This is a genomic window from Micrococcus sp. KRD077 (genome assembly GCF_017168505.1).
In the GTDB taxonomy this organism is placed as follows: Bacteria; Actinomycetota; Actinomycetes; order Actinomycetales; family Micrococcaceae; genus Micrococcus; species Micrococcus luteus.
Map to the genome: position 1 here is coordinate 14,649 of NZ_JABFAZ010000010.1, position 22,773 is coordinate 37,421.

General features: G+C 72.7%; 17 protein-coding genes and 3 tRNA genes. 7 read left to right on the forward strand and 13 right to left on the reverse strand.

The window, feature by feature from the left end; genetic code table 11:
* A partial coding sequence (locus J1M39_RS03610; protein WP_241253836.1) for a RecQ family ATP-dependent DNA helicase occupies nt 1-2,164 on the forward strand: 2,164 nt, incomplete at its 5' end.
* A gap of 10 nt (nt 2,165-2,174) precedes the next feature.
* On the opposite strand, the gene J1M39_RS03615 is transcribed toward J1M39_RS03610, so the two are convergent.
* On the reverse strand, nt 2,175-3,650 hold the full coding sequence (locus J1M39_RS03615; RefSeq protein WP_063189907.1) for a phosphomannomutase/phosphoglucomutase: 1,476 nt from the start codon (nt 3,648-3,650) through the stop codon (nt 2,175-2,177).
* 141 nt (nt 3,651-3,791) lie between these two features.
* Here J1M39_RS03615 and J1M39_RS03620 point away from each other — a divergent pair, with 141 nt between their 5' ends.
* On the forward strand, nt 3,792-4,943 hold the full coding sequence (locus J1M39_RS03620; protein ID WP_256748653.1) for an MFS transporter: 1,152 nt from the start codon (nt 3,792-3,794) through the stop codon (nt 4,941-4,943).
* 45 nt (nt 4,944-4,988) lie between these two features.
* Here the strand turns inward: J1M39_RS03620 and J1M39_RS03625 are convergent, their stop codons facing one another.
* A complete protein-coding gene (locus J1M39_RS03625; RefSeq protein WP_241253837.1) occupies nt 4,989-6,059 on the reverse strand; it encodes a hypothetical protein in 1,071 nt (356 codons plus the stop codon).
* Between the two features lie 195 nt (nt 6,060-6,254).
* On the opposite strand from J1M39_RS03625, the gene J1M39_RS03630 reads away from it, so the two are divergent.
* Together J1M39_RS03630 and J1M39_RS03635 are read left to right on the forward strand one after the other, a co-directional pair.
* On the forward strand, nt 6,255-7,106 hold the full coding sequence (locus J1M39_RS03630; RefSeq protein ID WP_102708785.1) for a hypothetical protein: 852 nt from the start codon (nt 6,255-6,257) through the stop codon (nt 7,104-7,106).
* Between the two features lie 206 nt (nt 7,107-7,312).
* On the forward strand, nt 7,313-7,660 hold the full coding sequence (locus J1M39_RS03635; RefSeq protein ID WP_069941739.1) for a hypothetical protein: 348 nt from the start codon (nt 7,313-7,315) through the stop codon (nt 7,658-7,660).
* 260 nt (nt 7,661-7,920) lie between these two features.
* Here J1M39_RS03635 and J1M39_RS03640 read toward each other — a convergent pair whose 3' ends face one another.
* The 7 genes from J1M39_RS03640 to J1M39_RS03670 all read right to left on the reverse strand — a co-directional run bounded on the left by J1M39_RS03640 (nt 7,921) and on the right by J1M39_RS03670 (nt 13,180).
* Nucleotides 7,921-8,874: a DUF3631 domain-containing protein gene (locus J1M39_RS03640; RefSeq protein WP_102708786.1), complete on the reverse strand. Its 954-nt coding sequence runs from the start codon at nt 8,872-8,874 to the stop codon at nt 7,921-7,923.
* Nucleotides 8,875-9,378: 504 nt separating this feature from the next.
* A complete protein-coding gene (locus J1M39_RS03645) occupies nt 9,379-9,645 on the reverse strand; it encodes a hypothetical protein (protein ID WP_141724184.1) in 267 nt (88 codons plus the stop codon).
* A gap of 119 nt (nt 9,646-9,764) precedes the next feature.
* A complete protein-coding gene (locus J1M39_RS03650) occupies nt 9,765-9,992 on the reverse strand; it encodes a helix-turn-helix domain-containing protein (protein WP_052520020.1) in 228 nt (75 codons plus the stop codon).
* A 149-nt stretch (nt 9,993-10,141) separates the two neighbouring features.
* Complete coding sequence (locus J1M39_RS03655) at nt 10,142-10,633, reverse strand: hypothetical protein (protein WP_041102872.1); 492 nt, start codon at nt 10,631-10,633, stop codon at nt 10,142-10,144.
* Nucleotides 10,630-11,850: a tyrosine-type recombinase/integrase gene (locus J1M39_RS03660; RefSeq protein ID WP_069941540.1), complete on the reverse strand. Its 1,221-nt coding sequence runs from the start codon at nt 11,848-11,850 to the stop codon at nt 10,630-10,632. Before J1M39_RS03660 ends, J1M39_RS03655 begins: the two co-directional genes overlap by 4 nt.
* A 166-nt stretch (nt 11,851-12,016) precedes the next feature.
* Nucleotides 12,017-12,105: transfer RNA gene (locus tag J1M39_RS03665), tRNA-Ser, on the reverse strand.
* Nucleotides 12,106-12,301: 196 nt separating this feature from the next.
* Complete coding sequence (locus tag J1M39_RS03670; protein ID WP_069941541.1) at nt 12,302-13,180, reverse strand: PRC and DUF2382 domain-containing protein; 879 nt, start codon at nt 13,178-13,180, stop codon at nt 12,302-12,304.
* 291 nt (nt 13,181-13,471) lie between these two features.
* Between J1M39_RS03670 and J1M39_RS03675 the strand changes: the two genes are divergently transcribed.
* Nucleotides 13,472-15,427: an FAD/NAD(P)-binding protein gene (locus J1M39_RS03675; protein WP_060973962.1), complete on the forward strand. Its 1,956-nt coding sequence runs from the start codon at nt 13,472-13,474 to the stop codon at nt 15,425-15,427.
* 84 nt (nt 15,428-15,511) lie between these two features.
* Here J1M39_RS03675 and J1M39_RS03680 read toward each other — a convergent pair whose 3' ends face one another.
* The 3 genes from J1M39_RS03680 to J1M39_RS03690 form a co-directional block, all read right to left on the reverse strand.
* On the reverse strand, nt 15,512-18,256 hold the full coding sequence (locus tag J1M39_RS03680; protein WP_186303361.1) for an ExeM/NucH family extracellular endonuclease: 2,745 nt from the start codon (nt 18,254-18,256) through the stop codon (nt 15,512-15,514).
* A gap of 169 nt (nt 18,257-18,425) precedes the next feature.
* On the reverse strand, nt 18,426-20,528 hold the full coding sequence (locus tag J1M39_RS03685) for a bifunctional metallophosphatase/5'-nucleotidase (RefSeq protein ID WP_241253838.1): 2,103 nt from the start codon (nt 20,526-20,528) through the stop codon (nt 18,426-18,428).
* Between the two features lie 142 nt (nt 20,529-20,670).
* Nucleotides 20,671-20,758: transfer RNA gene (locus tag J1M39_RS03690), tRNA-Ser, on the reverse strand.
* Nucleotides 20,759-20,901: 143 nt separating this feature from the next.
* Here J1M39_RS03690 and J1M39_RS03695 point away from each other — a divergent pair.
* Together J1M39_RS03695 and J1M39_RS03700 are read left to right on the forward strand one after the other, a co-directional pair.
* Entirely contained in the window at nt 20,902-21,963 is a 1,062-nt protein-coding gene (locus J1M39_RS03695) for an NAD(P)H-quinone oxidoreductase (RefSeq protein WP_095695326.1), read from the forward strand.
* Nucleotides 21,960-22,409, forward strand: coding sequence for a hypothetical protein (locus tag J1M39_RS03700; RefSeq protein WP_002858061.1), 450 nt, complete (start codon nt 21,960-21,962; stop codon nt 22,407-22,409). Before J1M39_RS03695 ends, J1M39_RS03700 begins: the two co-directional genes overlap by 4 nt.
* 74 nt (nt 22,410-22,483) lie before the next feature.
* Here the strand turns inward: J1M39_RS03700 and J1M39_RS03705 are convergent.
* Nucleotides 22,484-22,557 (reverse strand) — tRNA-Thr (locus J1M39_RS03705).
* Between the last annotated feature and the right edge of the window lie 216 nt (nt 22,558-22,773).

The window sequence follows — 22,773 nt, forward strand, 5'->3', positions numbered from 1 at the left end:
CCGCCTCCCCGAGACCCCCGTGCCGGGGGGCGACGCCGCGCTGCACGAGGAGGCCCTGGCCGTCCTGCGTCGGCTCGTGGACCGGCCGGACGCGCGATTCAAGGACGGGCAGTTCGAGGCGATCGAGGCGCTCGTGGCCCACCGCCGCCGCGCCCTGGTGGTGCAGCGCACCGGCTGGGGCAAGTCCGCCGTGTACTTCGTGGCCTCCCTCCTGCTGCGCGCCCGCGGCGCGGGGCCCACGCTGATCGTCTCCCCGCTGCTCGCGCTCATGCGGGACCAGGTCGCGGCCGCCGCCCGGGCGGGCGTGCGCGCGGTGTCCGTGAGCTCGGCGAACGCCACGGAGTGGGACGAGGTCCGGGCCCGGCTCGCGGCGGACGAGGTGGACGTGCTGCTGATCTCGCCCGAGCGCCTCACGAACCCCCGGTTCCGGGACGAGCAGCTGCCGGACCTCGTGGCGCGCATGGGTCTGCTCGTGGTGGACGAGGCCCACTGCATCTCCGACTGGGGCCACGACTTCCGGCCGGACTACCGCCGCATCCGGGACCTGATCGGGCTGCTTCCCGCCGAGGGGCCGCGCGCGGTGCCCGTGCTGGCCACCACCGCCACGGCCAACGCCCGTGTGGTGGCGGACGTGGTGGAGCAGCTCGGCGTCGCCTCCGAGCAGGACGTGTTCGTGCTCCGCGGCCCCCTGGCCCGCGCCTCGCTGCGCCTGGGCGTGCTGCGCATGCCCAGCCCGGCCGCGCGCCTGGCCTGGCTCCTCGACCACCTCGGGGACCTGCCGGGCTCCGGGATCGTCTACGCCCTCACCGTCTCCGCCGCCGAGGACACGGCGCGCGCCCTGCGCGAGGCGGGGCACGAGGTGGTCGCCTACACGGGCCGCACGGACCCGGAGCGTCGCGCCGAGATCGAGGAGGACCTCAAGGCCAACCGGGTGAAGGCCGTCGTGGCCACCTCGGCGCTCGGCATGGGCTTCGACAAGCCGGATCTGACGTTCGTGGTGCACCTCGGTGCGCCGGGCTCGCCCGTGGCGTACTACCAGCAGGTCGGCCGCGCCGGCCGCGGGACGGACCACGCGGACGTGCTCCTGCTGCCCGGGCCCGAGGACCGTCGTATCTGGGAGTACTTCGCCACCGCCTCCATGCCGGACGAGGGGCAGGCGCGCGCCGTGCTGGGGGCGCTCGCGGACCACGGCGGGGCCCTCTCCGTGGCGGCGCTCGAGCCGTCCGTGCGGATCAAGCGCACCTCCCTGGAGCTGCTGCTCAAGGTCCTCGCCGTGGACGGGGCGGTCGAGCGGGTGGGCGGCGGCTGGCGCGCCACCGGGCGGGAGTGGACGTACGACGCCGAGCGGTACGCCCGCGTGGCCGAGGCCCGCCGGGCCGAGGAGCGGCTCATGCTCGACTACCAGACCACGGACCGGTGCCGCATGGAGTTCCTGGCCCGCACCCTGGACGACCCCACCGCGGCGCCGTGCGGCCGCTGCGACGTCTGCGCCGGCCCCTGGTACCCGACGGGATCGGACGGGGCGGCGCGTGAGCGCGCGGAGGCCGCCCTGCGCCGCACCGGTGTGCCGATCGAGCCCCGTCGCATGTGGCCCTCGGGCATGGACCGGCTGGGCGTGCCCGTCAAGGGGCGCATCGCGTCCGAGTCGCAGGCCGAGGAGGGCCGCGCGCTCGCCCGCCTGACGGACCTCGGGTGGGGCACCGTCCTGCGGGACCTGCTGGACCGGGAGGACGCGCCGGTGCCGGAGGAGGTCCTGCGGGGCGCCGTCGACGTCCTGGCCGGCTGGGGGTGGCGGACGCGGCCGATCGCCGTCGTCGCGATGCCCTCGCGCACCCGCCCGCAGCTGGTGGGGTCGTTCGCCGAGGGGATCGCCCGGATCGGCCGGCTGCCGTTCCTCGGCTCGCTTGAGCACGCGCGCGGCGGCCCCACGGCCGGGCCGGGCGGCAACAGCGCCTACCGGCTCGGGTCCGTGTACGGCCGGTTCGCCGTCCCCGAGGCGATGGCGCAGATGTTGCGCACCGCCCCGGACGCCGGCCGCCACGGCCCCGTGCTGCTGGTCGACGACCTCGTCGACTCGCGGTGGTCGCTCGCCGAGGCTGCGCGGGTGCTGCGCGAGGCCGGCGCCCAGGGGGTGCTGCCGCTCGTCCTGGCCCAGGCCGGATGAGCCGCCGAGGTCAGCGCTCCGCGCGGACGATCGCCAGCACGGCGTCGCGGAGCGCCTCCATGGTGGCGGCCGTGCGGGCCTCGCCGTTGTAGCGCAGGAACGGCTCCGTGTTGGACGGGCGGAGGTTGAACCACCACGTGCCGTCCTGGGCGGCGACCGTGGTGCCGTCCATGCGGGTCACCGTGGTGGCCACCCCGGCGAAGTCCTCGTGCACGGCCTGGCCCTCGCCGACGCCCTCGCCCACGGCGGGGGCGAACTGCGCCACCACCGCGGCCACGGCGGCGTCCTTGTCCGCGACCTGCGAGTTGATCTCTCCGGAGGCCACGTACGGCTCGTACTCCTCGGCCAGCTCGGACAGCGGCTGCTCCTGGCCGCCCAGGGCCGCCAGCACGTGCATGGCCGCGAGCATGCCGGTGTCCGCGTTGAAGAAGTCGCGGAAGTAGTAGTGCGCGGAGTGTTCGCCGCCGAAGACGGCGGACTCGGCGGCCATGACCGCCTTGATGAAGGAGTGGCCCACGCGGGTCTCCACGGCCCGGCCCCCGTCGGCCGCCACGAGCTCGGGGACGGCGCGGGAGGTGATCAGGTTGTGGATGACCACGGGGGTCTGCTCGCCGTCGGCCTTCGCGCGGGCGATCTCGCGGCGGGCCACCAGGGCGGTGACCGCGGAGGGGGAGACCGGGGCGCCCTGCTCGTCGATCACGAAGCAGCGGTCGGCGTCGCCGTCGAAGGCCAGGCCGATGTCCGCGCCGTGCTCCACGACGGCGGCCTGCAGGTCCCGCAGGTTCTCCGGTTCCAGCGGGTTGGCCGGGTGGTTCGGGAAGGTGCCGTCCAGCTCGAAGTAGAGCGGCTCGATCTCCAGCGGCAGGGCGGCCAGCTCGGCGTCGCCGAGGACGGCCGGGGTGGTCTTGCCCGCCATGCCGTTGCCCGCGTCCACCACGACCTTCAGGCGGCGCACCCCCGTCAGGTCCACGAGCGAGCGCAGGTATGCGGCGTAGCCGGGGAGGATGTCCTCCTCCGTCACGGTGCCGGCGGTCTCGGCGGCGGGGATCTCACCGGCGTCGAGGTAGGCCTGGGCCGCGTCGCGGATCTCGAACAGCCCGGTGTCCGAGGAGACCGGCACGGCGCCGGCCTGGGCCATCTTCATGCCGTTGTACTCGGCCGGGTTGTGCGAGGCGGTGAACACCACGCCCGCGGCCTGCTTCACGCCCGCCGCGTAGTAGAGCATGTCCGTGGAGATCAGCCCCAGGGTGACGACGTCGGCGCCGCGGCGCGTGGCACCCTCGGCGAAGGCCGTCATGAACGCGGGCGAGGAGGGGCGCATGTCCCCGCCGACCAGCACGGTGTGACCGGCCAGGCCCAGCACGTCCACGAAGGCCGCGCCCACCGCGCGGACGCTCTCCGCCGTGATGGACTCGCCCACGATGCCGCGGACGTCGTACGCCTTGAAGGAGTCGTGCAGGTCGAGGGAGGGGGTCGAGGTAGTCACCCGACCGATCGTAGTGGACAGCCTGGATACAGTGAGGGCGTGCCCCCGACCACTCCGCCCCCGAGCGCGGGGCCCCCGGCCGTCCCGCCGTCGGGACCCGCGCCGGCCGCTCCCGGGGAGCCCGCGTACCGCAGGCTGCTGATCGGGCTGTTCCTGGCGGGGGTGGCCACGTTCGCCCAGCTCTACTCCCCGCAGGGCCTGCTGCCGCTGGTCAGCGACGACCTGGGCGTCCCCGCGGACCGTGCCGCCCTGCTCGTCTCCGCCAGCACACTCGGCCTCGCCCTGTCGGTGGTGCCGTGGTCCGTGGCCGGGGACCGGTGGGGCCGCCGACGCGCCATGGTGGTCTCGATGGTCTCCGCCAGTGCGTGCGCGCTCACGGGCGTCCTCGCACCCACGTTCGAGGCCATGCTGGGCCTGCGCCTGCTCGAGGGCATGGCGCACGGGGGCGTCGCGGGACTCGCCGTGGCGCTGCTGGCGGAGGAGGTGGTCCCGCACGCGGTCGCGGCTGCCGCCGGCACCTACATCGCCGGCACCACCCTCGGCGGGCTCTCCGGCCGGCTCCTCGCCCTGCCCGTCGCGGAGGCGTCCTCGTGGCGCGGCGGGATGCTGGCCGTCACCGTGGTCGGGGTGCTGTGCACCGTTGGGTTCCTGGCGATCACGCCGCGCGCCCGACGTTTCACGCCGTCGCCCACCTCCCCGGCGACGCTCGTGCGCATCGTGCGCGGCCACCTGCGCTCGCCGGAGCTCGTCGCCGTCTACCTGCAGGGGGCGCTGCTGATGGGTGGGTTCGTGGCGCTGTACAACTTCGTGGGGTACCGCCTGCTCGACCCGCCGTTCTCCTGGACGCCGACGGCGGCCGGCCTCGTCTTCCTCGCCTATCTCGCGGGCACGTGGTCGTCGCCGCGCGCGGGTCGGCTGGCCGCGCGGGTGGGCCGGCTGCCCGTCCTGGCCGGTGCGACGGCGGCCATGGCGGCAGGCGTCGCCCTCACGTCGGTCCCGCATCCGGCGGTGCTGGTGCCCGCCCTCGTGCTCGTGACGGGCGCGTTCTTCGCCGCCCACGCCGTGGCCTCCGCGTGGTCTGGGACGGCCGCCCCCACGGGCCGCGCCCAGTCGACCTCCCTGTACAACTTCGCGTACTACGCCGGCTCGAGTCTCTTCGGCTGGCTGGGCGGCGTGTTCCACGAGTCCCACGGGTGGCCGGGGACGGTGCTGATGGTCCTGGCCCTGGTGCTGACCGCCCTGGCGAGCGCCGTCGTCGTGCTGCGCGGGCGCGGGACGGCCCCGGCGCGCTGAGCCGGGGCCGTCGTGGGGGCGGGTGTCAGCGGGCCGACCCGCGGGTCACCAGCCGAGGGCCTCGGCATCCGTGCCGGTGGCGGACCGGGCCTGGTCGCGCCAGGCGGCGAGGACCTCCGGGTCCTGCAGCTCGAGCCACGCGATCATCTGCTGGTAGGTCACGCAGTAGGTGTCCTCCTCGACGCAGACCTCGCGCATGACCTTCTCCACAGCCGGGTTGAACGCGTTGAGACCCCAGTCGTTGAAGTGGTTGCCGAAGACCAGCGGGGCGCGGTTGCCCGCGAACGCCGAGTCGTACATGTAGCGGTAGGTGCGGTACTGGAAGTCGGTGAGTCGGGCGACGTCCTCCGGGATGTCCTTGCCGCCGTTGCCGGAGATCCAGAAGTTGTAGTCCATCGCCATCACGAACGGGCTGGCCGCGTCCTTCTCGGCGAGCACGGGGGACCAGGTCATCGGCATCTCGAACTCCCAGATCCCGTCCTCCTGGTAGGGCCAGGCGACGCCGGAGGCGGCCGCGGCACGCGACGTGTCGTACTCGAGTCCGTTGTCCTTCCACATCGGGACGAGCTGGTCCCACTCCCCGTCGAGGCAGGGCAGACGTCCTCCCTTGACGTCGTCGGGGGTGACCTCCAGCGCCGGCAGGGAGCTGCCCGGGTTGTAGGTGCCGGGGTCGGAGAGGATGTCCGTGAACGAGCCGTACTCCTGCTCCCATTCGGCCGTGGACCACTGGTCTGCGCCGTACCTCGTGGGCGCGCACAGGTGGCCCGCGTAGTGGGTGCCGATCTCGTGGCCGGCGGCGTGGGCCGTGTTGATGTTCTCGATGCGCTGCGCCACCTCGGCCTCGTCGCCGCCGAACTCCGTGCCCACGTAGCCGGGCTCGTTGCCGGGCGCCGTGTAGTTCTCCCGATTGGCGGTCTCGATGAGGTTGATCGCGGACTGGAACACCGTGAACTTCGCGTCGGAGTCCGCGGCCGCGTCCAGGAAGGTCTTCCAGCGCGCGTCCTGACGGCCGCCGTCGAAGGAGAAGAGGACGAACTGCGGCGGGCGTTCCTCCGCCGTGAAGGCCCGCATCGGCACGCCCTCATGGGAGCGGGCGGACGGGCGGGGGAAGGACATGCGGTCTCCTGGCTCGGTCGAGTGGCGGGCGGAGTGTCTCCTCCATGGCCGCCGTGTCCAGACACGGAGGACTCCGCATTCCACCGTAGGCGAGGCCCTCGGTGGCTCTGGGGCCCTGGCAGAACTGTGACCAGGTTGTGATGTGGCGCCGCGGCCGTCGGCATGGCCCTCGCGGGCCACACCTAGACTGGAGGCATGGAATATCTCGTCCCTGTCCTCGCGGTGGTCGTCATCGGCGCCCTCGCGTTCGCCGCCGCCCGGTGGATGTCGGCCGGTCGAGCGCGTCAGGCGGCGGATCAGCGCACGCCGTCCGGTCGCGGGCTGGACATCGGACCGGAGCGGGCGCGTGTGGCGGCGGGGCTGCTGGACGAGGACGCCCATCGGCGCGTGTACGGGCACATCGCCCAGAGCCGCGTGATGGAGGCCGTGCGCGACTACCGCGCCCACACGGGACGCGGCCTGAAGGACGCCGTCATGGACGTGCAGTCCCTCGCCGTGCATCCGCAGGTCTACTCCGAGCCGGTGCAGGAACCGGACGCCACGTCCGCCGGAGTCGCGGGGCCCGTTCCCGACGACCATGGAGAGCCCCACCGGGACGACGCGGTCCCGGCCGAGACCCCCGGGCCGAAGCGGCCCGGACAGGATTTGAGCGGGCGGAGGGAGCCGGACGCCCAGACGACCGAACGCGAGACCTCTGACGCTGTGGCCGAGGACGACGCCCAGCAGGACACCGACCACGCCTCAGCTGCGCCGCGTCCGACGGCGACGCCCGCCGATGAGCTGACCACCCTGACCGTCCCGGCCGAGTGGACCGCCGCCCCCGCCGAGGAGGAGCTCCCCTTCGAGGTCGAGGTGATGCGGGGGACGGACTCCGTCCGCCTCTCCTCGCAGGACCTGCCGCCGTGGCTGCGCGACCAGCTCTCCGCCATGGTGCGGGACGGCAACCTCGAGTCCGCCGCCGTCCAGCTGTCCAGCCACTCGGAGCTCTCCGTCCCGGAGGCGTACGAGCTGCTGCGCCGCATGCGGGAGCGCCGCGGGGAGGGCTAGTCACCGGCCGGTCGGCATGTCAGGTCGCCGCGCGCAGACGCGAAGAGGGCCGGAATCGCGTGGATTCCGGCCCTCTCTCGCGGAGACGGGGGGAGTCTCCGCCAACCTGCCTGTGACATGGGCGTATGCATCCGGTGACTGTTGCCTAGTCGGGCAGTAGTCGGGATTCTCGGCGCTAGCCGGGGTAGTAGATCGGATCACGGACCATGACGAACACCACGCAGCAGCACGACGCTGGACTCACCGCGAGCGCCGCCACCGGCCACCAGACCGCCACCGGGAGCACGTTGGTCACGCTGGACACGGAGCACACGATCCACCTGGGGGCCGTGGCCCTAGAGTCCCCGGGCACGTCCACCCTGACCGTCTACGGGAAGATCGTCACCACGGAGGCACCCGGGCGTCCCCGCGTTGCGTGGGCCGATGTGCGGGTGGAGGACTCGGAGCTGTCCACGGGTGGGGCGTTCCTCCCGGACGCACGGCAGGCACGGGCGCTCGCGGACTACTTCCTCCGTCTCGCGGACCTGATGGACGTGGAAACGGGCCAGGGGTGAGCGTTCTCCTTCCATGAGGTCCACGCTCGGGGGCTCTTTCCATGGGGTCGGCATCATGGGTCGCCGCCTCCGCTGGGGCCTTCATGGGTCCGATGGGTGCCCCCATTCACGGGGTTGGGCGGTCTGGGGCCACGTCCGCGAGCGCGGGCACTGCTTGGCGGGCGCTCGCGGTCGATCCCGGGATGACGACGGCCCCCGACCGTGAGGTGGTCGAGGGCCGTCAATGGAGCCGGTTCGGACGGTTGGTCCGGTCCGTCCGGTTAGACCGGACTGGTCCGGTCGGAATCGGACAGGTCGATATGGAACAGTCGCCACGCGGGTTCGAGCGCCTGGCGGGTGTACCCGCGTCGTCGTGCTCCGGCCGGCTCGCGGTCACTGGCGATCTTGTAGCCGGTCATCAACATGCGCCCGAGTCCCTGGGGCGTGAGTCCCTTCAAGGACTCGACTCCCCAGCGGTGCGGGGCGAGGTGGGCGAGTCGGGCGATGAGTTCGGGCGTCGGCACGAACATCTCCCCCTCTCGCCAGACCTCGGCCAGGTCGAACAGCAGGTGTACGCGCAGCGGCCGGTCCATCAGCCCTTCTTCCTTCTCTGTCTCGTGCTCTTGCAGATCACGCAGGATGAGTTGTTCAGCGATGGACGGCCACCGACCACCGGCCACGGCGGCGACACGGGCGAGGGGGCGCCACTTCTCCCGATGCCGCGCCACGCACCCGGGCGGCAGCTCCGGGCGTGCCTCTGCAACGGCGTCTCGCGCCGCGTCCATTGACTCGGACAGCTGCACTTGCAGCTGGTCGGCGTCGTCCTCCAGGTCTTCCCAGTCGGACGGCTCGGCGGTCCCGTCGAGGTCGGGCATCAGCAGCACGCGGATGCACCGTGACCGTGTGTCGTCCGGCAGGTTGGGGTTATTGCCGGCCAGGGCGACGGGGGCGAACGTGGACATCTCACGATCTGTCCAATTGCCCTCGGAATCCTTCACGAGCACGGGCCGTGATCCGCCCCGTTTGTAGCCGGTGTTGATGGTCGCCAGGACTCCGGCCATGATCGGATTCTTCATGTCCAACGAGCGGTCCGCCTCGTCGATGAGGATCGTGCGAATGCCGCTCTCCAGCACGCGGGGCAACAGGGCCTCACTGGAGATGGTGGACGCGGACAACGGGTGGCGGGCCAGGTGGGCCAGGTGCTCCAGACATGTCGTCTTGCCGGACCCCGGCATCACAGAATCAATCTGGAGACGCGGGGTCAAGCCCCTCGTGATGGTGTAGCGGTCTGATCCTTCATGGGGGTCAGGCGCTGAGGCCGAGGGTGAGTTCGGTGTCGGGGTCCACCTCGTCTCCGGTGTTGGTCACGGTGGTGAGCCTGCAGCGGTCATCGTGATGACTCCATTCGAGGATTCTGTGGAAGGTTGACTCGACGGATCACACGGTGGCCGCGTCCACGTCTGAGACGACACGCCCGACCACCGGGCGCTACACCACTATGCGGGACTCAACTAGACGCGGGGACGTGTAGGTCTGCTCCACCACGTAGGTATGCGCAGCCCACAGGGTCAGCAGGTGAATGTCCTCCGGGGTGGTCGTGCGGATGAACCGGGACAGCCATCCGTCTACGGCGTCCAGTATCGGACCGACTGGTCCGGCCTCTCTGGTCGAACCGGACGGACCGGACGAATGGGTCGAACCGGTCACCTCTGACCAATCCACCTCTTCCTCGCTCGGGATCATGCGGCCATCCCCTCATTGATGTCTGCACGGGCGGCCGCGTGCCACACCCGGAAACGGGTCACAGACCGGTCCTCCGCCGCGTCAGCGCCGTCCCAGCCCGCGAACGTGCGGGCCACGGACTCCACGATGGCCGGGTGTGCTGTGCACTCGTGTTCGGATGCCAGGGCCAGCACGAGCGCCAGGGCGCGGCCCCAGTCCCCGCAGGTGCACGAGGGGGCGTGCTCGGCCTCGGCCAGCCGGCCCAGCAGGTCGGCAACGAACAAGGGGGTGGCCAGCCCCTCGGGGGCGCTCGCGGTCGGTATCCTGGTCTCGTCGCCGTCATACGACTTCCAGGGCGCCGCTCCTACAGCGTGGGGGCGGCGTTCTCGTGTCTGGGGGAGGGTCACGCGGCCTCACCGGCCTTCAGAGCGGCCAGGCTGGTGACCGGCTCGCGCAGGGCTAGCAGACTGTCCCGGTCCACGCGGATGGGGCGGCGGCGGTTGGTGCTGGGGCCGATGCGGTAGGCCTTCAGGTCACCGGACGCGATCAGTCGGCGGATGGTGTCTCGGGACACTTGGAGCAGGTCGGCGGACTGAACGATGGTCAGGTGCGACGGGAGAGGGGCAGACATGCGGTGTACCTCCGGGCATGACTCTGAGGCCTTCCCTGGTCCCTACATTGGGCGTCCAGCTTGGGCCTAGTCAGCCCGGCGCATCTACGCGCGGACTAGAGGTCACGATGCCTCCCGCTACTAAGAATCATACATGCGCGCAGACGTGCCTACTCTGGCCGTACTTGTTGGCGCGCCTGTATCAGCTCGCGGACCGTGACGGATTCCCGGCCCGCCGCAAGCAGGAGGTCCAGCAGCCGCCACAGCTCGGGCTCCGGGCAACGCAGCTCGGGGGTTCGCCCCGCTCGGGCACACCGCTCGCACCACAGGATGACGCGGTTCTCGATTGGGGCAGAGACATCCCGGGGTTCCCCGTACTCGTTCAGCAGCTCGAAGAGCGGCCGGGACTGACCGTGCTGGTAGTAGAACCGGTGACCCGGCTTGTCGGACACCCAGCCCAGTTCGGCGGCGTTCCGGTCTGGCGACGGGTGTTTCCTCTCGGCCCGCCACGCACGGCTAGTACCCGGTATCTCGATCCAGTCCACGGGCGAGCCGTCCGCAGTCCCCATGAAGCGGGTGACGATCCACCGGCGCTCACCCCGGTGCCGGGGGTGGGCACAGACCACCGTGATGAAGTGCCCCTGACGGCTCGGCGTGCTCATGCGTCCTCCCCGGTCATCCGGTCGGCGAGCGCGGCGAGCCGGTTCCGTTCGGCGTGCTGGTAGATGCGGACCGCCTTGGGGTCGGAGTGTCCGGCGAATGCCATCAGCTCGGCCTCCGTGGCCCCTTGCTGGCCCATGCGGGTCAGGCCGGTGTGCCGCAGCCCGTGGAATGTGAACCGACCCAACGGCTCCGCCCCGGCGTCCTCGCGCTCGCGGTTGAGCAGGTCCACGGCGGATTTGAGCCGCTTCCCGATGGTGTTCGGGTTGTTCAGCCGGTTCCCACCGCCGCGCCGGGGAAACAGCAGCGCCTCCGCCGTGGCCCCGACGTGCTGGGCCAGGTGGGCCGTCAGCGCCTCTCTGGCGAGCGCAGGAACGTAGATGGTCCTCCGCCCGGCCTCGGACTTGGGCGGGGCCTCGTAGATGCCTCTCCCTCGCGCCTGCACTTGGGTCTCGATCCGCAGCATGAGGCGTCCGGCGTCATCGGTGACGACGTGCCGACGCCGCAGGGCCAGGGCCTCACCGATCCGCAGGGCACACCATCCGGCGGTGAGGATCAGTGCCCGGTCCTCGGGGTAGGTCATCAGCTCGGACAGGCGGGCCAGCTCGGAGGGGGAGAGGATCGTCACCTCCCGGTGCTCGCGCCGCCGGCTACGTGTCAACGCAGGCACAGGGGACGCGGCGATCCACGGGGCGAACCCTCGGGGCAGGTCGCGGGCCTGACCGGCGGCGAACTTGAACAGCGCCGTGACGGTCCCGTGAACCTCCGGGGCCACCGATGCCCCGTGGTCAGACTCCAACCGGTCTAACCATGCATTCAGGTCCGCCGCCGTCACCGCGCCCACAGCCCGGTCACCGAACTCCGGGAGGAAATGCCCCTCTAGGTGCCGCCGGTAGGTGTAGACGCTTCCCCATGCCAGCCCGGCCCCCTCCTTCCACGCTAGGAAAGCATCGGCCAGCTGGCGCACCGTCCGAGCCTCGGCGGCGGTGCGGGCGCTCGCGGCCTCCGCCTCGGCCTTCAGTGCCCTACGCCGCTCGGCAGGGGGAATGAACGTGCCCCGGGCAACCTCCCCCTGGGCCACGGCTAGAGCGGCCTTAGCGTCCGCGAGCGCGGCGAACGTGCCCAGGCTGAACTCCCGATCCTGGGCGTACAGCTTCACGCGGTAGCGCCCGCTCGGGTTCAGGGTGATGCCTCGTGGGAGCTTGCGCGGGGTCGCCATGTCTGGGCCTCTCCGTTCCGGTCACCGCCCGACCGACTACCGACTAGTCGGGCATTAGTCGGGATTGAGGCTACTCTGTGCCTACTGGTGCATACTCCGTGTCCACACGAAAACGGCCTAGACATGCGGAAAGGGCCGGAACCACACGGGTTCCGGCCCCTACCAGCGGAGACGGGGGGATTTGAACCCCCGGCCCAACTTTCGTCGAGCCCTTCATTAGCAGTGAAGTCCATTCGGCCGCTCTGGCACGTCTCCTCCATCCGGCGCGCCTCGCACGGGGCGACGCGCGGTCAGACCGGTTCAGTTTAGCGCGCCAGGCCAGGGCAGGGCAAAGGAGCGGCGTGCTCACGGACGGATCACCATCGCGCACGAGCGGGGCCCCGGATCCATGGATCCGGGGCCCCGCGTGATCTGTCAGCCGTCCGGCCTGAGGCCGACGCGTCCGTTCAGATCAGATGCGATCCTTGCGGTCGTTGCGGCCGTCGAGGTCGCGATCGGTGGCGTCGCCGTCGACCTTGACGTCCTCGTGGCGGACCTCCTCGGTCACCGTCTCGGTGTCCTGCACCTGGCGCTTGCCCAGGGAGACCTTCTCGGCGTCCACGGTCTTGTTGACGACCGGGGTCTCCTCGTAGGTGGTGACCTCGACGTCGCCGTCGCGGCCGGCGGTGCGGGCCTCGGCGGAGTTCGGGTCGACGGACTCGCGCTCCACCACGACCTCCTCGCGGGTGACGGGCACCTCGACGGTCTCGGTGGTGGTGTAGGCCTGCTTGCGCAGACGGACGCGGCCGGAGGCGCGGCGCTCGGTGCCGACGTTCAGGTGCTCGTCCTTGACGACGACGGAGTCGGCGTCGGTCACCTCGCGGCGGTCACGATCGGCCACGTCGCGGCGGTCGCCGTCCACGACGGCCTCGTCGCGGCGGTCGGCCACGCCGGCCACACCCGCGGTGCCGGCCACGCCGGCGGCGCCGGCGTCGGTGCGCACGTCGTCACGACGCACGTCGCCGTCGTGATCCGCGGCGGAGTACTCCATGGAGTAGTACTCGTAGATGCGCTGCTCCTCCTCGGGGGTCAGCGAGCCGTCCGCGTCCACGTTCGGGGCGTCCTTCACGAAGGACTTCTCGAAGGGCACCGTGATGCCGTCGGTGGTGGTCTGGGCCTGCTGCAGCGGCACGAAGGTCTCGCGGGCGCCGAACAGGCCGGTCTTCACCGTGACGAAGGTGGGCTCGTTGGTGACGTCGTCGAGGTAGACCTGACCGACGGAGCCGATCTTGTCGCCGTCGGTGGCGAAGACGGTGGAGTTCTGCAGCTGGTCGAGAGCGTTGCGGTCCATGAGGAATTCTCCTTCTGAATTGGTGTTTTGTTGCCTTACGCTCATTCACAATTCCCCATGGGCCCGAGTGGCGTCAACCATCGGCCCCCCAGATTCCCAATTCCCAGACTTCTCCCAGAATCTCGGTGTGATCCGCATGATTCCGCGGATTCTTCGTCCGGGCCTGCTGTGGATCCTGGGGGATCGGTGGGAGTGTGGCGCATGCGGTCCGCGACCCTTGACGGCCACCGATATTGTGTGGAATACGCGCGCCGCAGGCGTGAAAACGATCCCGAGGAGAGTGGAGGCCCCATGTCCGAGCCCCTGGTGGCCGAGCGCCGCCTCGCAGTGGTGGGAGCCGGCCCCCGCGGCGTCATGCTGCTGGAGCGGATCCTCGCCCGACTCGAGGGCGCGGCCCCGGACGCACACCCCCGGCGGCTGCGCATCGACGTCGTGGACCCCTATCCGCCCGGGCCAGGGCGGGTGTGGCGCACGGACCAGTCCGAGCTGTACCTCATGAACACCCCCGCGTTCTTCCCGACCGCGTGCGCCGCCGACAACCCCGGTCTGCGCCCCTCCACCGCCGCCCAGACCTTCGACCAGTGGCGTCGCGTGCACCCGGAGGCCAGCCTCGGCGTGCGCCGCCACCAGTACCCGGCCCGAGCGGTCTACGGGCGCTACCTCCGGCACCTGTACAAGGACGTCGTCGCGGGGCTGCGCGCCCGCCCCGAGGTCGTCGAGGTCGTCGAGCACCGCGCGGAGGCCACCGCCCTGCACCCCCGGCCCGACGGCGGCGCCCGCCTGGAGCTGCGGGACGCCGACGGTGCGGTCTCCGCGCTCGACGCGGACGCCGTCGTGCTCTGCCTGGGCCATCAGCCGGCGGAGCTCAGCCCCGGCCAGAACCGGATGGCCGCCGCCGCGCGGGGCCGGGACGAGCTGCACTACCAGGGCCCGCAGATCCCCTCGGACGTGGACTGGGAGACCGTGGAGGCCGGGGCGGACGTCCTCGTGCGGGGCATGGGCCTGAACGCGTTCGACCTGCTGGCCCAGCTCACCCAGGGCCGGGGCGGGGTGTACCGCCGCACCGGCGACGGACCCGGCCGGGCCCTGCGGTACGAGCCGTCGGGGGACGAGCCGCGCCTGCACCTGATGTCCCGCCGCGGCATCCCGTACCTGCCCAAGGCGGAGGTGGACGCCTTCGTGCCCCGCGGCGTCACCCTCAGCTACCTCTCCGACGCCGCCGTGGACGCCCTCGCCGCCCGGCACGGGGCCCTGGACCTCGCCGAGCACCTCTGGCCGCTGCTGCACCGCGACGTGGTCCGGCACTACTACGCCACGCTCGTCCGGGCCCAGCCCGAGATCCTCGGCGGGCCCGTCGAGGCGCGCCGGTTCCTCGGGGAGCTCGTCGGCCAGCTCGAGGAGGCCGGCCGCGGCGCCCCCGTGACCTCCGCGCACGCCGAGGAGCTCCTCCAGCGGTACGCCCCCGGCCGCCGCTTCCTCGACATCCTGGCCTATGGGTCCCCGTTCGAGGACGCCGTGTTCGCCTCCCACGAGGACTATCAGCGGGCCGTCGCGGACCTCATGGAGCAGGCCTGCGTGGAGGCCGCCCTCGGGGAGGAGTCCCCGTTCATGATGGCCGTCGGCGCGCTCCATGCCGGCCGACTGCGGATCAAGGCGTGGATCGCCGAGGGCCGGATCGCCGAGGCCTCCCGCATCCGGGACGTCCAGGGCTGGTTCGAGCCGCTGGTCGAGGGCCTCGCCTCCGGGCCGCCCCTGTGGCGCGTCGAGCAGATGCTCGCGGTGCACCGGGCCGGCCTGCTCACCTGGGCCGGCCCCGCGCCCGTGGTCGAGGCCGAGGAACACGCATTCACCGCCCACAGCCCCCAGGTGGGAGCGCAGGACTCGCTGGGGCCCGCCGTCGTCGAGGGGGCCTGGCTGGTGGAGGCGATGATGCCGCCCAACCGCGTGCAGGCCGCCGCCTCCCCGCTGGTCCGTCAGATGCTGGCGGACGGCGTCGCCGCGGCCGGGACGTGGGAGGACGAGGAGGGTGTGCGCGTGCCCGCCACCGGCTTCGACGTCACGGCCCGCCCGTACCGGCTGCGGGCCGCGGACGGCACGGTCCACGCGGACGTGTTCGTGCTGGGCCTGCAGCTCTCGGGCGTGCAGTGGGGCACCGCGATCGCGGCCGAGGCCGGGGCCGATCCGGCCGGACGTGCCCTCTTCCTCGCCGACGCCGACGCCGCCGCGACGGCCGTGCTCGCCGGCTGAGCCCCCACGACGACGGCGGGGCCGTCCGGGTGGCTCCCGGACGGCCCCGCCGTCGTCATGCCGGGTGCGGCGCCCCGCGTCCCGTCAGGGACGGACCGGCCCGCGGCCCTTGCCGGGGTGCTCCGGGCCGTGGCCCTTGCCCGGGTGGTCGCCGCCGTGACCCGGGGTCGCGCCGACGCAGCGCAGCCACTCGCGCACGGAGTTCGCGGGCTTGCCCGGCACGCCGCGCGGATCGGTCACGCCGTCGCAGGTCTCGCCCGGGGAGGGCTCCGGCTCCGGGGTCGGCTCGGTCACGGGCGCGTCGAGCTGGAGGCCCACCAGGATCGGGTTGTGGTCCGAGGACCGCCACTGGTCCGCGGAGTACAGGTCCTCGGCCACGTAGTTGTGGCGCGAGTACTCCAGTGCCACGGATTCGTTCGCGTTGATCATCCAGATGTCCTGGCCGGTGATCGCCGTCGCCGCCGACGGCGAGGCGTAGATCCCGTCCAGGCTGCCGACGGCGCCGCCGAACGCGTACGAGTACTCGCCCGTGAGCGCGCCCTGCGAGAGGTACCCGGCCGCCTCGAGCACGCGGATCGGGTCCTCCTTCTCGTAGGCGTTGAAGTCGCCCATCAGCAGGACGCGGTCGGTGCCGGTCTCGGCCTTCATGCGCTCGGCGAAGGCCACGAGGGCCTCGGCCTGGCCCACGCGGTCCGCGTTGTACGCGCCCTGGCCGTCGCCCGCGTCCACGTTGTCCCCGGTCGCACCCGAGCCGCCCTTGGACTTGAAGTGGTTGGTGATCGCCACGAAGTCGGTGCCGGCCGCCCCCTCGGACGTGCCGTCGGCGGCGCGGAACAGCTGGGCCATCGGCTCGCGGGCGTTGTCGAAGTTCGTCTGGTCGTCCAGGATCACCGACTCGCCCACCGGGGTGACCTCGGCCGGCTGGTAGATGAACGCGGAGCGGATGACGTCCTCGTCCGCGAGCGCGGGACGGGTGGCCGGGGAGGCCACGTAGGCCCAGCGCTGCTCGCCGGCCTGCGCGTTGAGGGCCTCCACGAGGTGGGCCAGCGCGTGGTCCCGGTCGAGGCCGAACTTCTCGGAGTTCTCGATCTCCTCGAGCGCGACCACCGAGGTGCCGAGGCCGTTGATCGCGGCCGCGATCTTCTCCTGCTGGCGGGCGAACGCCTCGGAGGTGTAGGCGCCGCGCGGCAGGCAGCCGTTCGTGGTGACGGGGGTGCCGGCGCGGTCGCGGTAGGCGCTGCAGCCGGCCACGTCCTGACCCAGGGTCGTGAAGTAGTTGAGCACGTTGAAGCTGCCGACGGTGACGTTGCCGCCGACCGCCTCGGGGGCGGCCTCGGCCGGGCGGGTGTCCTCGATCGTCACGGGTTGGACGGCGGCCGCCGTGGCGTCGGTGAGGTGGCCCAGCGGCTGGAAGGACCACGCGTCGAAGCGCCAGTCGAGGATGACTCCGGTGGTGAACTCCAGGCCCGCGCCCACGCGCACCGGCTGGTCTGCGTCCAGGTACGGCAGCGGGTTCTGGTTGCCCGGCGAGCGCATGAAGTTCGTGGTGGCCCCGTCGTCGAGCACGATCAGCTGCTGCGCGTTGGCGGCCGCGACGGCCTGGGCCTCGGCGCCGGGCCGAGCCACGGACGTCGGGTTGTCCAGCGGCGTGGTGCCGGGGACGATGCCGAGGGAGCCGTACTGGTTGAGGGAGTAGTTGTCCGTGACCGTCCAGTCGCCCTGCGGGGCGAGGACCATGCCCTCGAGCGCCTCACGGTCGGCCTCCTCCAGCGGGAACTCCACCGGCGTGGGGGCCACGGCGCCGGGCTCGGCGACCGGCAGCACGCCGCCGGCGGCGACCTTGATCTGCGTGAGGCCGTAGTGCTCGGCCGCTTCGCCCGTGACCTGGACGTGGTCGCCGAGCGTCACGGAGCCGACCGTGTCCGGCGAGTACACGAACACGCCGTCGGAGGCGCCCGGGGTGGCGTCGGGGGTGTCGCCGCCGGTGCCGGCGGTCTGGATGTAGTAGCCGTCGTAGCCGCCCGTGGAGTACACGGCGGTGACGACGCCGGTGGTGGTCACCTGGCGCCCGGCGTACGGGGTGGCCGTGCCGGTGCCCTGGAGCTGGGCGATGGTGATCCGCTCGGCCGGGGTCGGCTGCGGCTCGGGCTCCGGGGTCGGCTCGCCGCCGGTGGCGGCGGCGTTGGTCGGGGTGACCTGGTCGGTGACGGTGAAGTCGGCGCTGTTGTCGTCCGTGTCCACGCCGTTCGTGCGGGTGAGGGACTTCGGGTCCGAGTTGGCCGAGGGGGCGCCGGCAGCCGCTGTTTCGAAGGTGTTCGTGGCTCCGTAGCCGAGCACGTCCGCGACGCCCGGCACCTGGCCGGTCACCACGGAGCCGACCGGCAGGTCCGTCACGGTGCCCGCCTGGCGCGCGAGCACGATCGTGCCCTTGGTGCCCGCGGGGTTGAACGCCCCGCCGGCCACGAGGTCTGCCTGCGGCAGGGCCGCGCCCGCGGTGCCGTTGGAGCCGCCGGAGACCAGGAAGTGGCCCTTCGCGGGCACCGTGCCGGACAGCGCGACCGTGCCCTGGGTCGCGGCCGTGCCGGCGGCGGAGCGGTACTGCAGGGACCAGCCGTCGAGGTTGATCGGCTGGTCGGTGGGGTTGTAGAGCTCCACGAACTTGTGGGTGTACACGGCGTTCGCGGAGCCGCCGTTGGTGTATGCCTCGTTGATGACGAGGGAGTCGCCGGCCGGGCTGGCCTGGGAGGGCAGGGCCACGGCGGGGGCGAGCAGGGCCAGGGCGGCGGTGGTCACCGCGGTGCGCGCGGCGAAGCGGGGCAGGGGGGTCATGTCGTCCTCGGTCTCGTTCTCGATGGGTCAGCGCGGCAGGCCCGCGGCGGTCAGCCAGGCATGGGCGGAGAAGACGGGGTGCGTGGCGGCGCCGCGCTGCACGCCGCGGCCCTTGCCCGGGTGGTCCTCGCCCTTCACGCGGCCCTTGCCCGGGTGGTCGGCGCCCTTGTCATGGCCCTTGCCATGACCCTTGCCGCTCCGGCTCGGTGGGGGACGGGGCCGCGGTGACCTCGAGGGCATGGCGCACCACGGTCGTGCTGCCGTCGGCGTAGCGCACGGTCATCACGAGCTCGCCCGTGCCCGCCGCGGCGGGGGCGGTGATCCCGGAGAGCGTGACGGTCTCGGAGCCCGCGGGGACGGCCACGGTGCCCAGGGCGGTCTCGGTGCCGTCGGCCGTGCGGAAGGCGACGTCGACCGCGGTCGCCGCGGGGGCGCCGTCGGAGTCCACCACGAGGTCCCCGAGGGTCAGGCCGACGGCCTGCCCGGCCTCGACCGAGGCGGGGGCGTCGGTGACCGGCACGCCGTTCTTGCCGAAGTCCGGGGCGACGGCGCCGTGGGCCGCGTCCTGGGCGCGGGCGTAGTCCGTGATCGCCTGGGAGTCCAACAGGCCCATGTTCACGAAGTTCTGGCGGCCGGTCGCGAAGGCGGTGTAGCCGTCGGGGGCCTTGGTCGGGTCCCCGAGCGTCGTCCAGGTGTCGTCGGCCAGGAACGACTGGCTGGCCACCGTGTACATGCGGTCCGCCTGGAGCGGCTCGCCGTCGATCCACACGCCGGTCACCTTGTCCCCCTGCGGGCGGGACTCGTCGTAGGTCCAGGTCAGCTCCTCGGACCAGCCGAGGGTGAACTTGCGCACGTCGTTCCGCCAGTTCTCCTCGAGGGCCAGCTTGATGGAGGAGCCCGGGATGTCGAAGTAGGTGATGGTGTTGCCGAACGGCGCCATGTCGAGCAGCTCGCCCAGGGTGAGGCGACCGACGAGGTCGGCCGGCTTGGCCGGGAACGCGCCGCCGTCGGTGAAGCGGTCCGTCAGCAGCTCGGAGCGCAGGCCGCCGGGGTTGGTCACGCCGAGGTCCACCTCGGGGTTCGCCTGCTCGGCGGCGTGCTTGACGGCGTCGCCCACCCAGGTGCCCAGGGTGGTCTCGGCGGCGCGCGTGCCGCCGGCCTTCCAGGAGCCGCCGGCGTCGATGAGCTTCTGGTAGTCGGTGGTGATGGAGGCGGACAGGTCGGCCACGACCTCGCCCTGCAGGTCCTCGAAGACCGCGACGGCCTCCTGCTCGATCGCGTACACCTGGGCGGTGACGGGGGATTCCGCGGCGGCCTCGGCGGGGGCCTGCGTGGACCGGGCCAGCAGGCGCGGGGTGAGCCGGGTGACCTCGCCGTCGGCGCCCACGGTCAGCTCGACGGCGGCCAGGTGGCTGCCGGAGGCACCCGCCTGGATCACGGGGCGGTGGGCGCCGCCGGCCGCGGTGTCGTACTGGTAGAGCTGGTGGGTGTGGGCGTTGAAGATGAGGTCCACGGCGGAGGAGGTCTCGCCGACGATGCGGTCGAACTCGGCCCGGGCCGCCCGCTCGGCGGCCAGCTCGCCCGCGCCGGCGGCACCGTCGTGGTACGAGGCCACGATCACGTCGGCGGCGTCCTGGGCCTCCAGCTCGTCCGCGACCGCGTTCACGGCGGCGACCTCGTCGAGGACCTCGTTGCCCTTCAGGCCCGCGCCGGTGGTGGTCGCGTACAGCTCGTTGGGGGAGGCGCCGATGACCGCGACGCGCACGCCGTTGACGTCGAAGACGGCATGCGAGGTGAGGACGGGCTCCTTGCTCGTCGGGTCCACCAGGTTGGCGGAGAGCACCGGGAACTGGGCCCGGGACTCCACACGGCCCTGCAGGTCGTCCAGGCCCTTGTCGAACTCGTGGTTGCCGGCGGTCAGCGAGGCCAGGCCGAGCGCGTTCATCACGTCGATCGTCGGGTTGTCCTGCTGCACGTTGGACACGGACTTCGAGCCACCGATCAGGTCGCCGGCGCTGGTCAGCAGCGTGGAGCCGGCGCCGTGCTCGGCCTCGAACGCGGTGCGGTAGTCCTCCACGGTGTCCGCGAACTGCGTGCCGATGTAGTCCGCGGACAGCGCGCCGTGGAAGTCGTTGAAGGACAGGATCGAGATGGTGGTCTCGTCCGCGGCGGCCGTCTCGACGGCCAGGGCGGGCGCCGCGCTCGCGGGCGCGAGGACGAGGACGGTGCAGGCGGCCGTGGTGACGGCACGGCGGCGGAACAGGCTGGGCATGGCTCTCCCCGGGATGCGTGATGACAGAGGTGCGCCGCCGGTGGACGGCGGGGTGACGCGCGGAGTCCATCACATCCAGGTGGCCTCCAGGTGAACGAGAGGCGGCGGGCCGTCCGGCCCGCCGCCTCTCGTCGTGTGCACGCGGATGGTGAGGGATTCGAACCCTCGGCACGGGGTCACCGCACACCGGTTTTCAAGACCGGCTCCTTCGGCCGCTCGGACAACCATCCCGGGCCTGACCGCGACGGCGTGGGCCGCCGCGTCGAGGACCCACTCTAGCCCGTGGCCCGGCGGGCGACCGGTGGCGAGTCCGGCCCCCGCGCGCGAGGATGGACCCTCGACCCTCGACCCCCGACCAGAGGAGGAGACCCCCATGGACGTCCCCGCACAGATGCGCGCCGTGCGATTCACCGGCGCCGGCGACAACGGCGTCGTCCGCGTGGGCCACGAGCCCGTGCCGGACCCCGGCCCGGGCGAGGTGCTGGTGCACGTGGCCGCCGCGGGTCTCAACCGCGCGGACATCGCGCAGCGCGAGGGCCGCTATCCGCCGCCGCGCGGCGCCTCCGAGATCCCCGGGCTCGAGGTCTCCGGCACCGTGGCGGCGCTGGGACCCGAGGCCGGGATGCCGGGTGAGGGGCGCTTCGCCGTCGGTGACCGGGTGTGCGCGCTCCTGGCCGGCGGCGGCTTCGCCGAGTACGTCGCCGTGCCGGCGGGCCAGCTCATGGCCGTCCCCGACGGCGTCGGCCTCGTCGAGGCGGCGGCCCTGCCGGAGGTCGCCTGCACGGTGCACTCGGCGCTCGTGGGCCGTGCGGGCGTGCAGGCCGGGGACCGGGTGCTCGTGCACGGCGCCACCGGCGGCATCGGCTCCTTCGCCGTCCAGTTCCTCGCCGCGCTCGGTGCACGGGTGCTGGGCACCGCCGGCGGCCCGGAGAAGGTGGCGCTCGGTCGGCGGCTGGGCGCCGAGCACATGTTCGACCACCGCGCCGCCGAGTCCGGTGCCTTCGCCCCGTGGGTCAAGGAGGTCACGGACGGCCACGGCGCGGACGTCATCCTCGACGTCGTCGGCGCCCCGTACCTGGCGCCCAACGTGTCCGCGCTCGCCCCCGAGGGACGCATCGTGACGCTCGCGGTCCAGGGCGGCGCCGTCCCGGAGGACTTCAACATCATGAAGCTGGTGGTCAAGCGCGGCTGGCTCACGGGGGCGACGCTCCGCTCCCGCTCGGTCGTGGACAAGGCCGGGATCGTGGCCGCGGCCGAACGTGCCGTGTGGCCCCTGGTGGCGGCGGGCCGCATCGACGCGAGCGTCGGGGCGTGCTTCCCGCTCGCCGAGGCCGCCGAGGCGTTCGACTGGTTCGACTCCGCCACCCGCACGGGCAAGGTCGTGCTCGTCACCGACCCCGCCGACGCGCGCCAGCCGTCCGGCGACCGCGCATGAGGGGGCCCTTCGCACGCTTCCGTCAGGAGCGTGCCGACGACCGCGAGCTCGGCACGGGGCTGTGGCGCCGTGCCCACGACCGACTCGGCCGGGCCCTGGACCGCTACTGGCAGGTGCTGGAGGGCCAGCGGGGCACGGACGTGCTGAGCCCCGAGGAGCGCAACGGCGTGGTCCACGCCGGTAACGTCCTCACGGAACGGCTCCCCGCGGTCCGCGCCCTGTGCGTCCGCCTGCACCGGGACCACGAGGGCGACGGCGAGCACATCCCGGCCGAGGCCGCCGACGTCCACCGTGAGCTCTCCCGCGCCGCGCACGAGCTGGCCGCCACCGCCCAGGCCCTCGCCCTGTACCGGCTCGGTCAGGGTTCGGCGGAGTCGGTCGGCCGGCACGCCGAACGCACCCTCGGCCACCTGGACCGGGCGGAGGAGCTGGGAGCCGGGCTCTGACGGCGGCGCGCCCCGGAGGGCCGGCCCGGAGACGAGAGGACCCCGCCGCGTGATCACGCGGCGGGGCCCGGGGGAGCCCCCTGCCGGATTCGAACCGGCGACCTGCTCTTTACGAGGGAGCTGCTCTGGCCAGCTGAGCTAAGGAGGCACGTGACCGTGAACGGCCACGGCTGACGAGCATACCGGTTTCGCGGCCCCGATTCCACCGCGCGGCCGGGTGCGCGGGCCACCGGGTGTGGCCCGCCCCTTCCGCGGGTGTTCACCCCCAGGCCATGCCGCGGCCAGACGAGGACGGTTCCCTGGTGGGCACACACCGTCGACGGGAGACGCATGAGCCTGCCCCACGCCCCTCGCACCCCGGCAC

Bases quoted from the DNA above. Each gene is read 5' to 3' on its own strand.
- J1M39_RS03635 (WP_069941739.1), top strand. From the start codon at position 7,313: ATGACGAACACCACGCAGCAGCACGACGCTGGACTCACCGCGAGCGCC.
- J1M39_RS03670 (WP_069941541.1), bottom strand. From the start codon at position 13,180: ATGGACCGCAACGCTCTCGACCAGCTGCAGAACTCCACCGTCTTCGCC.
- J1M39_RS03640 (WP_102708786.1), bottom strand. From the start codon at position 8,874: ATGCCGGGGTCCGGCAAGACGACATGTCTGGAGCACCTGGCCCACCTG.
- J1M39_RS03625 (WP_241253837.1), bottom strand. From the start codon at position 6,059: ATGTCCTTCCCCCGCCCGTCCGCCCGCTCCCATGAGGGCGTGCCGATG.
- J1M39_RS03700 (WP_002858061.1), top strand. From the start codon at position 21,960: ATGAGGGGGCCCTTCGCACGCTTCCGTCAGGAGCGTGCCGACGACCGC.
- J1M39_RS03695 (WP_095695326.1), top strand. From the start codon at position 20,902: ATGGACGTCCCCGCACAGATGCGCGCCGTGCGATTCACCGGCGCCGGC.
- J1M39_RS03675 (WP_060973962.1), top strand. From the start codon at position 13,472: ATGTCCGAGCCCCTGGTGGCCGAGCGCCGCCTCGCAGTGGTGGGAGCC.
- J1M39_RS03630 (WP_102708785.1), top strand. From the start codon at position 6,255: ATGGAATATCTCGTCCCTGTCCTCGCGGTGGTCGTCATCGGCGCCCTC.
- J1M39_RS03655 (WP_041102872.1), bottom strand. From the start codon at position 10,633: ATGAGCACGCCGAGCCGTCAGGGGCACTTCATCACGGTGGTCTGTGCC.
- J1M39_RS03650 (WP_052520020.1), bottom strand. From the start codon at position 9,992: ATGTCTGCCCCTCTCCCGTCGCACCTGACCATCGTTCAGTCCGCCGAC.
- J1M39_RS03685 (WP_241253838.1), bottom strand. From the start codon at position 20,528: ATGCCCAGCCTGTTCCGCCGCCGTGCCGTCACCACGGCCGCCTGCACC.
- J1M39_RS03680 (WP_186303361.1), bottom strand. From the start codon at position 18,256: ATGACCCCCCTGCCCCGCTTCGCCGCGCGCACCGCGGTGACCACCGCC.
- J1M39_RS03660 (WP_069941540.1), bottom strand. From the start codon at position 11,850: ATGGCGACCCCGCGCAAGCTCCCACGAGGCATCACCCTGAACCCGAGC.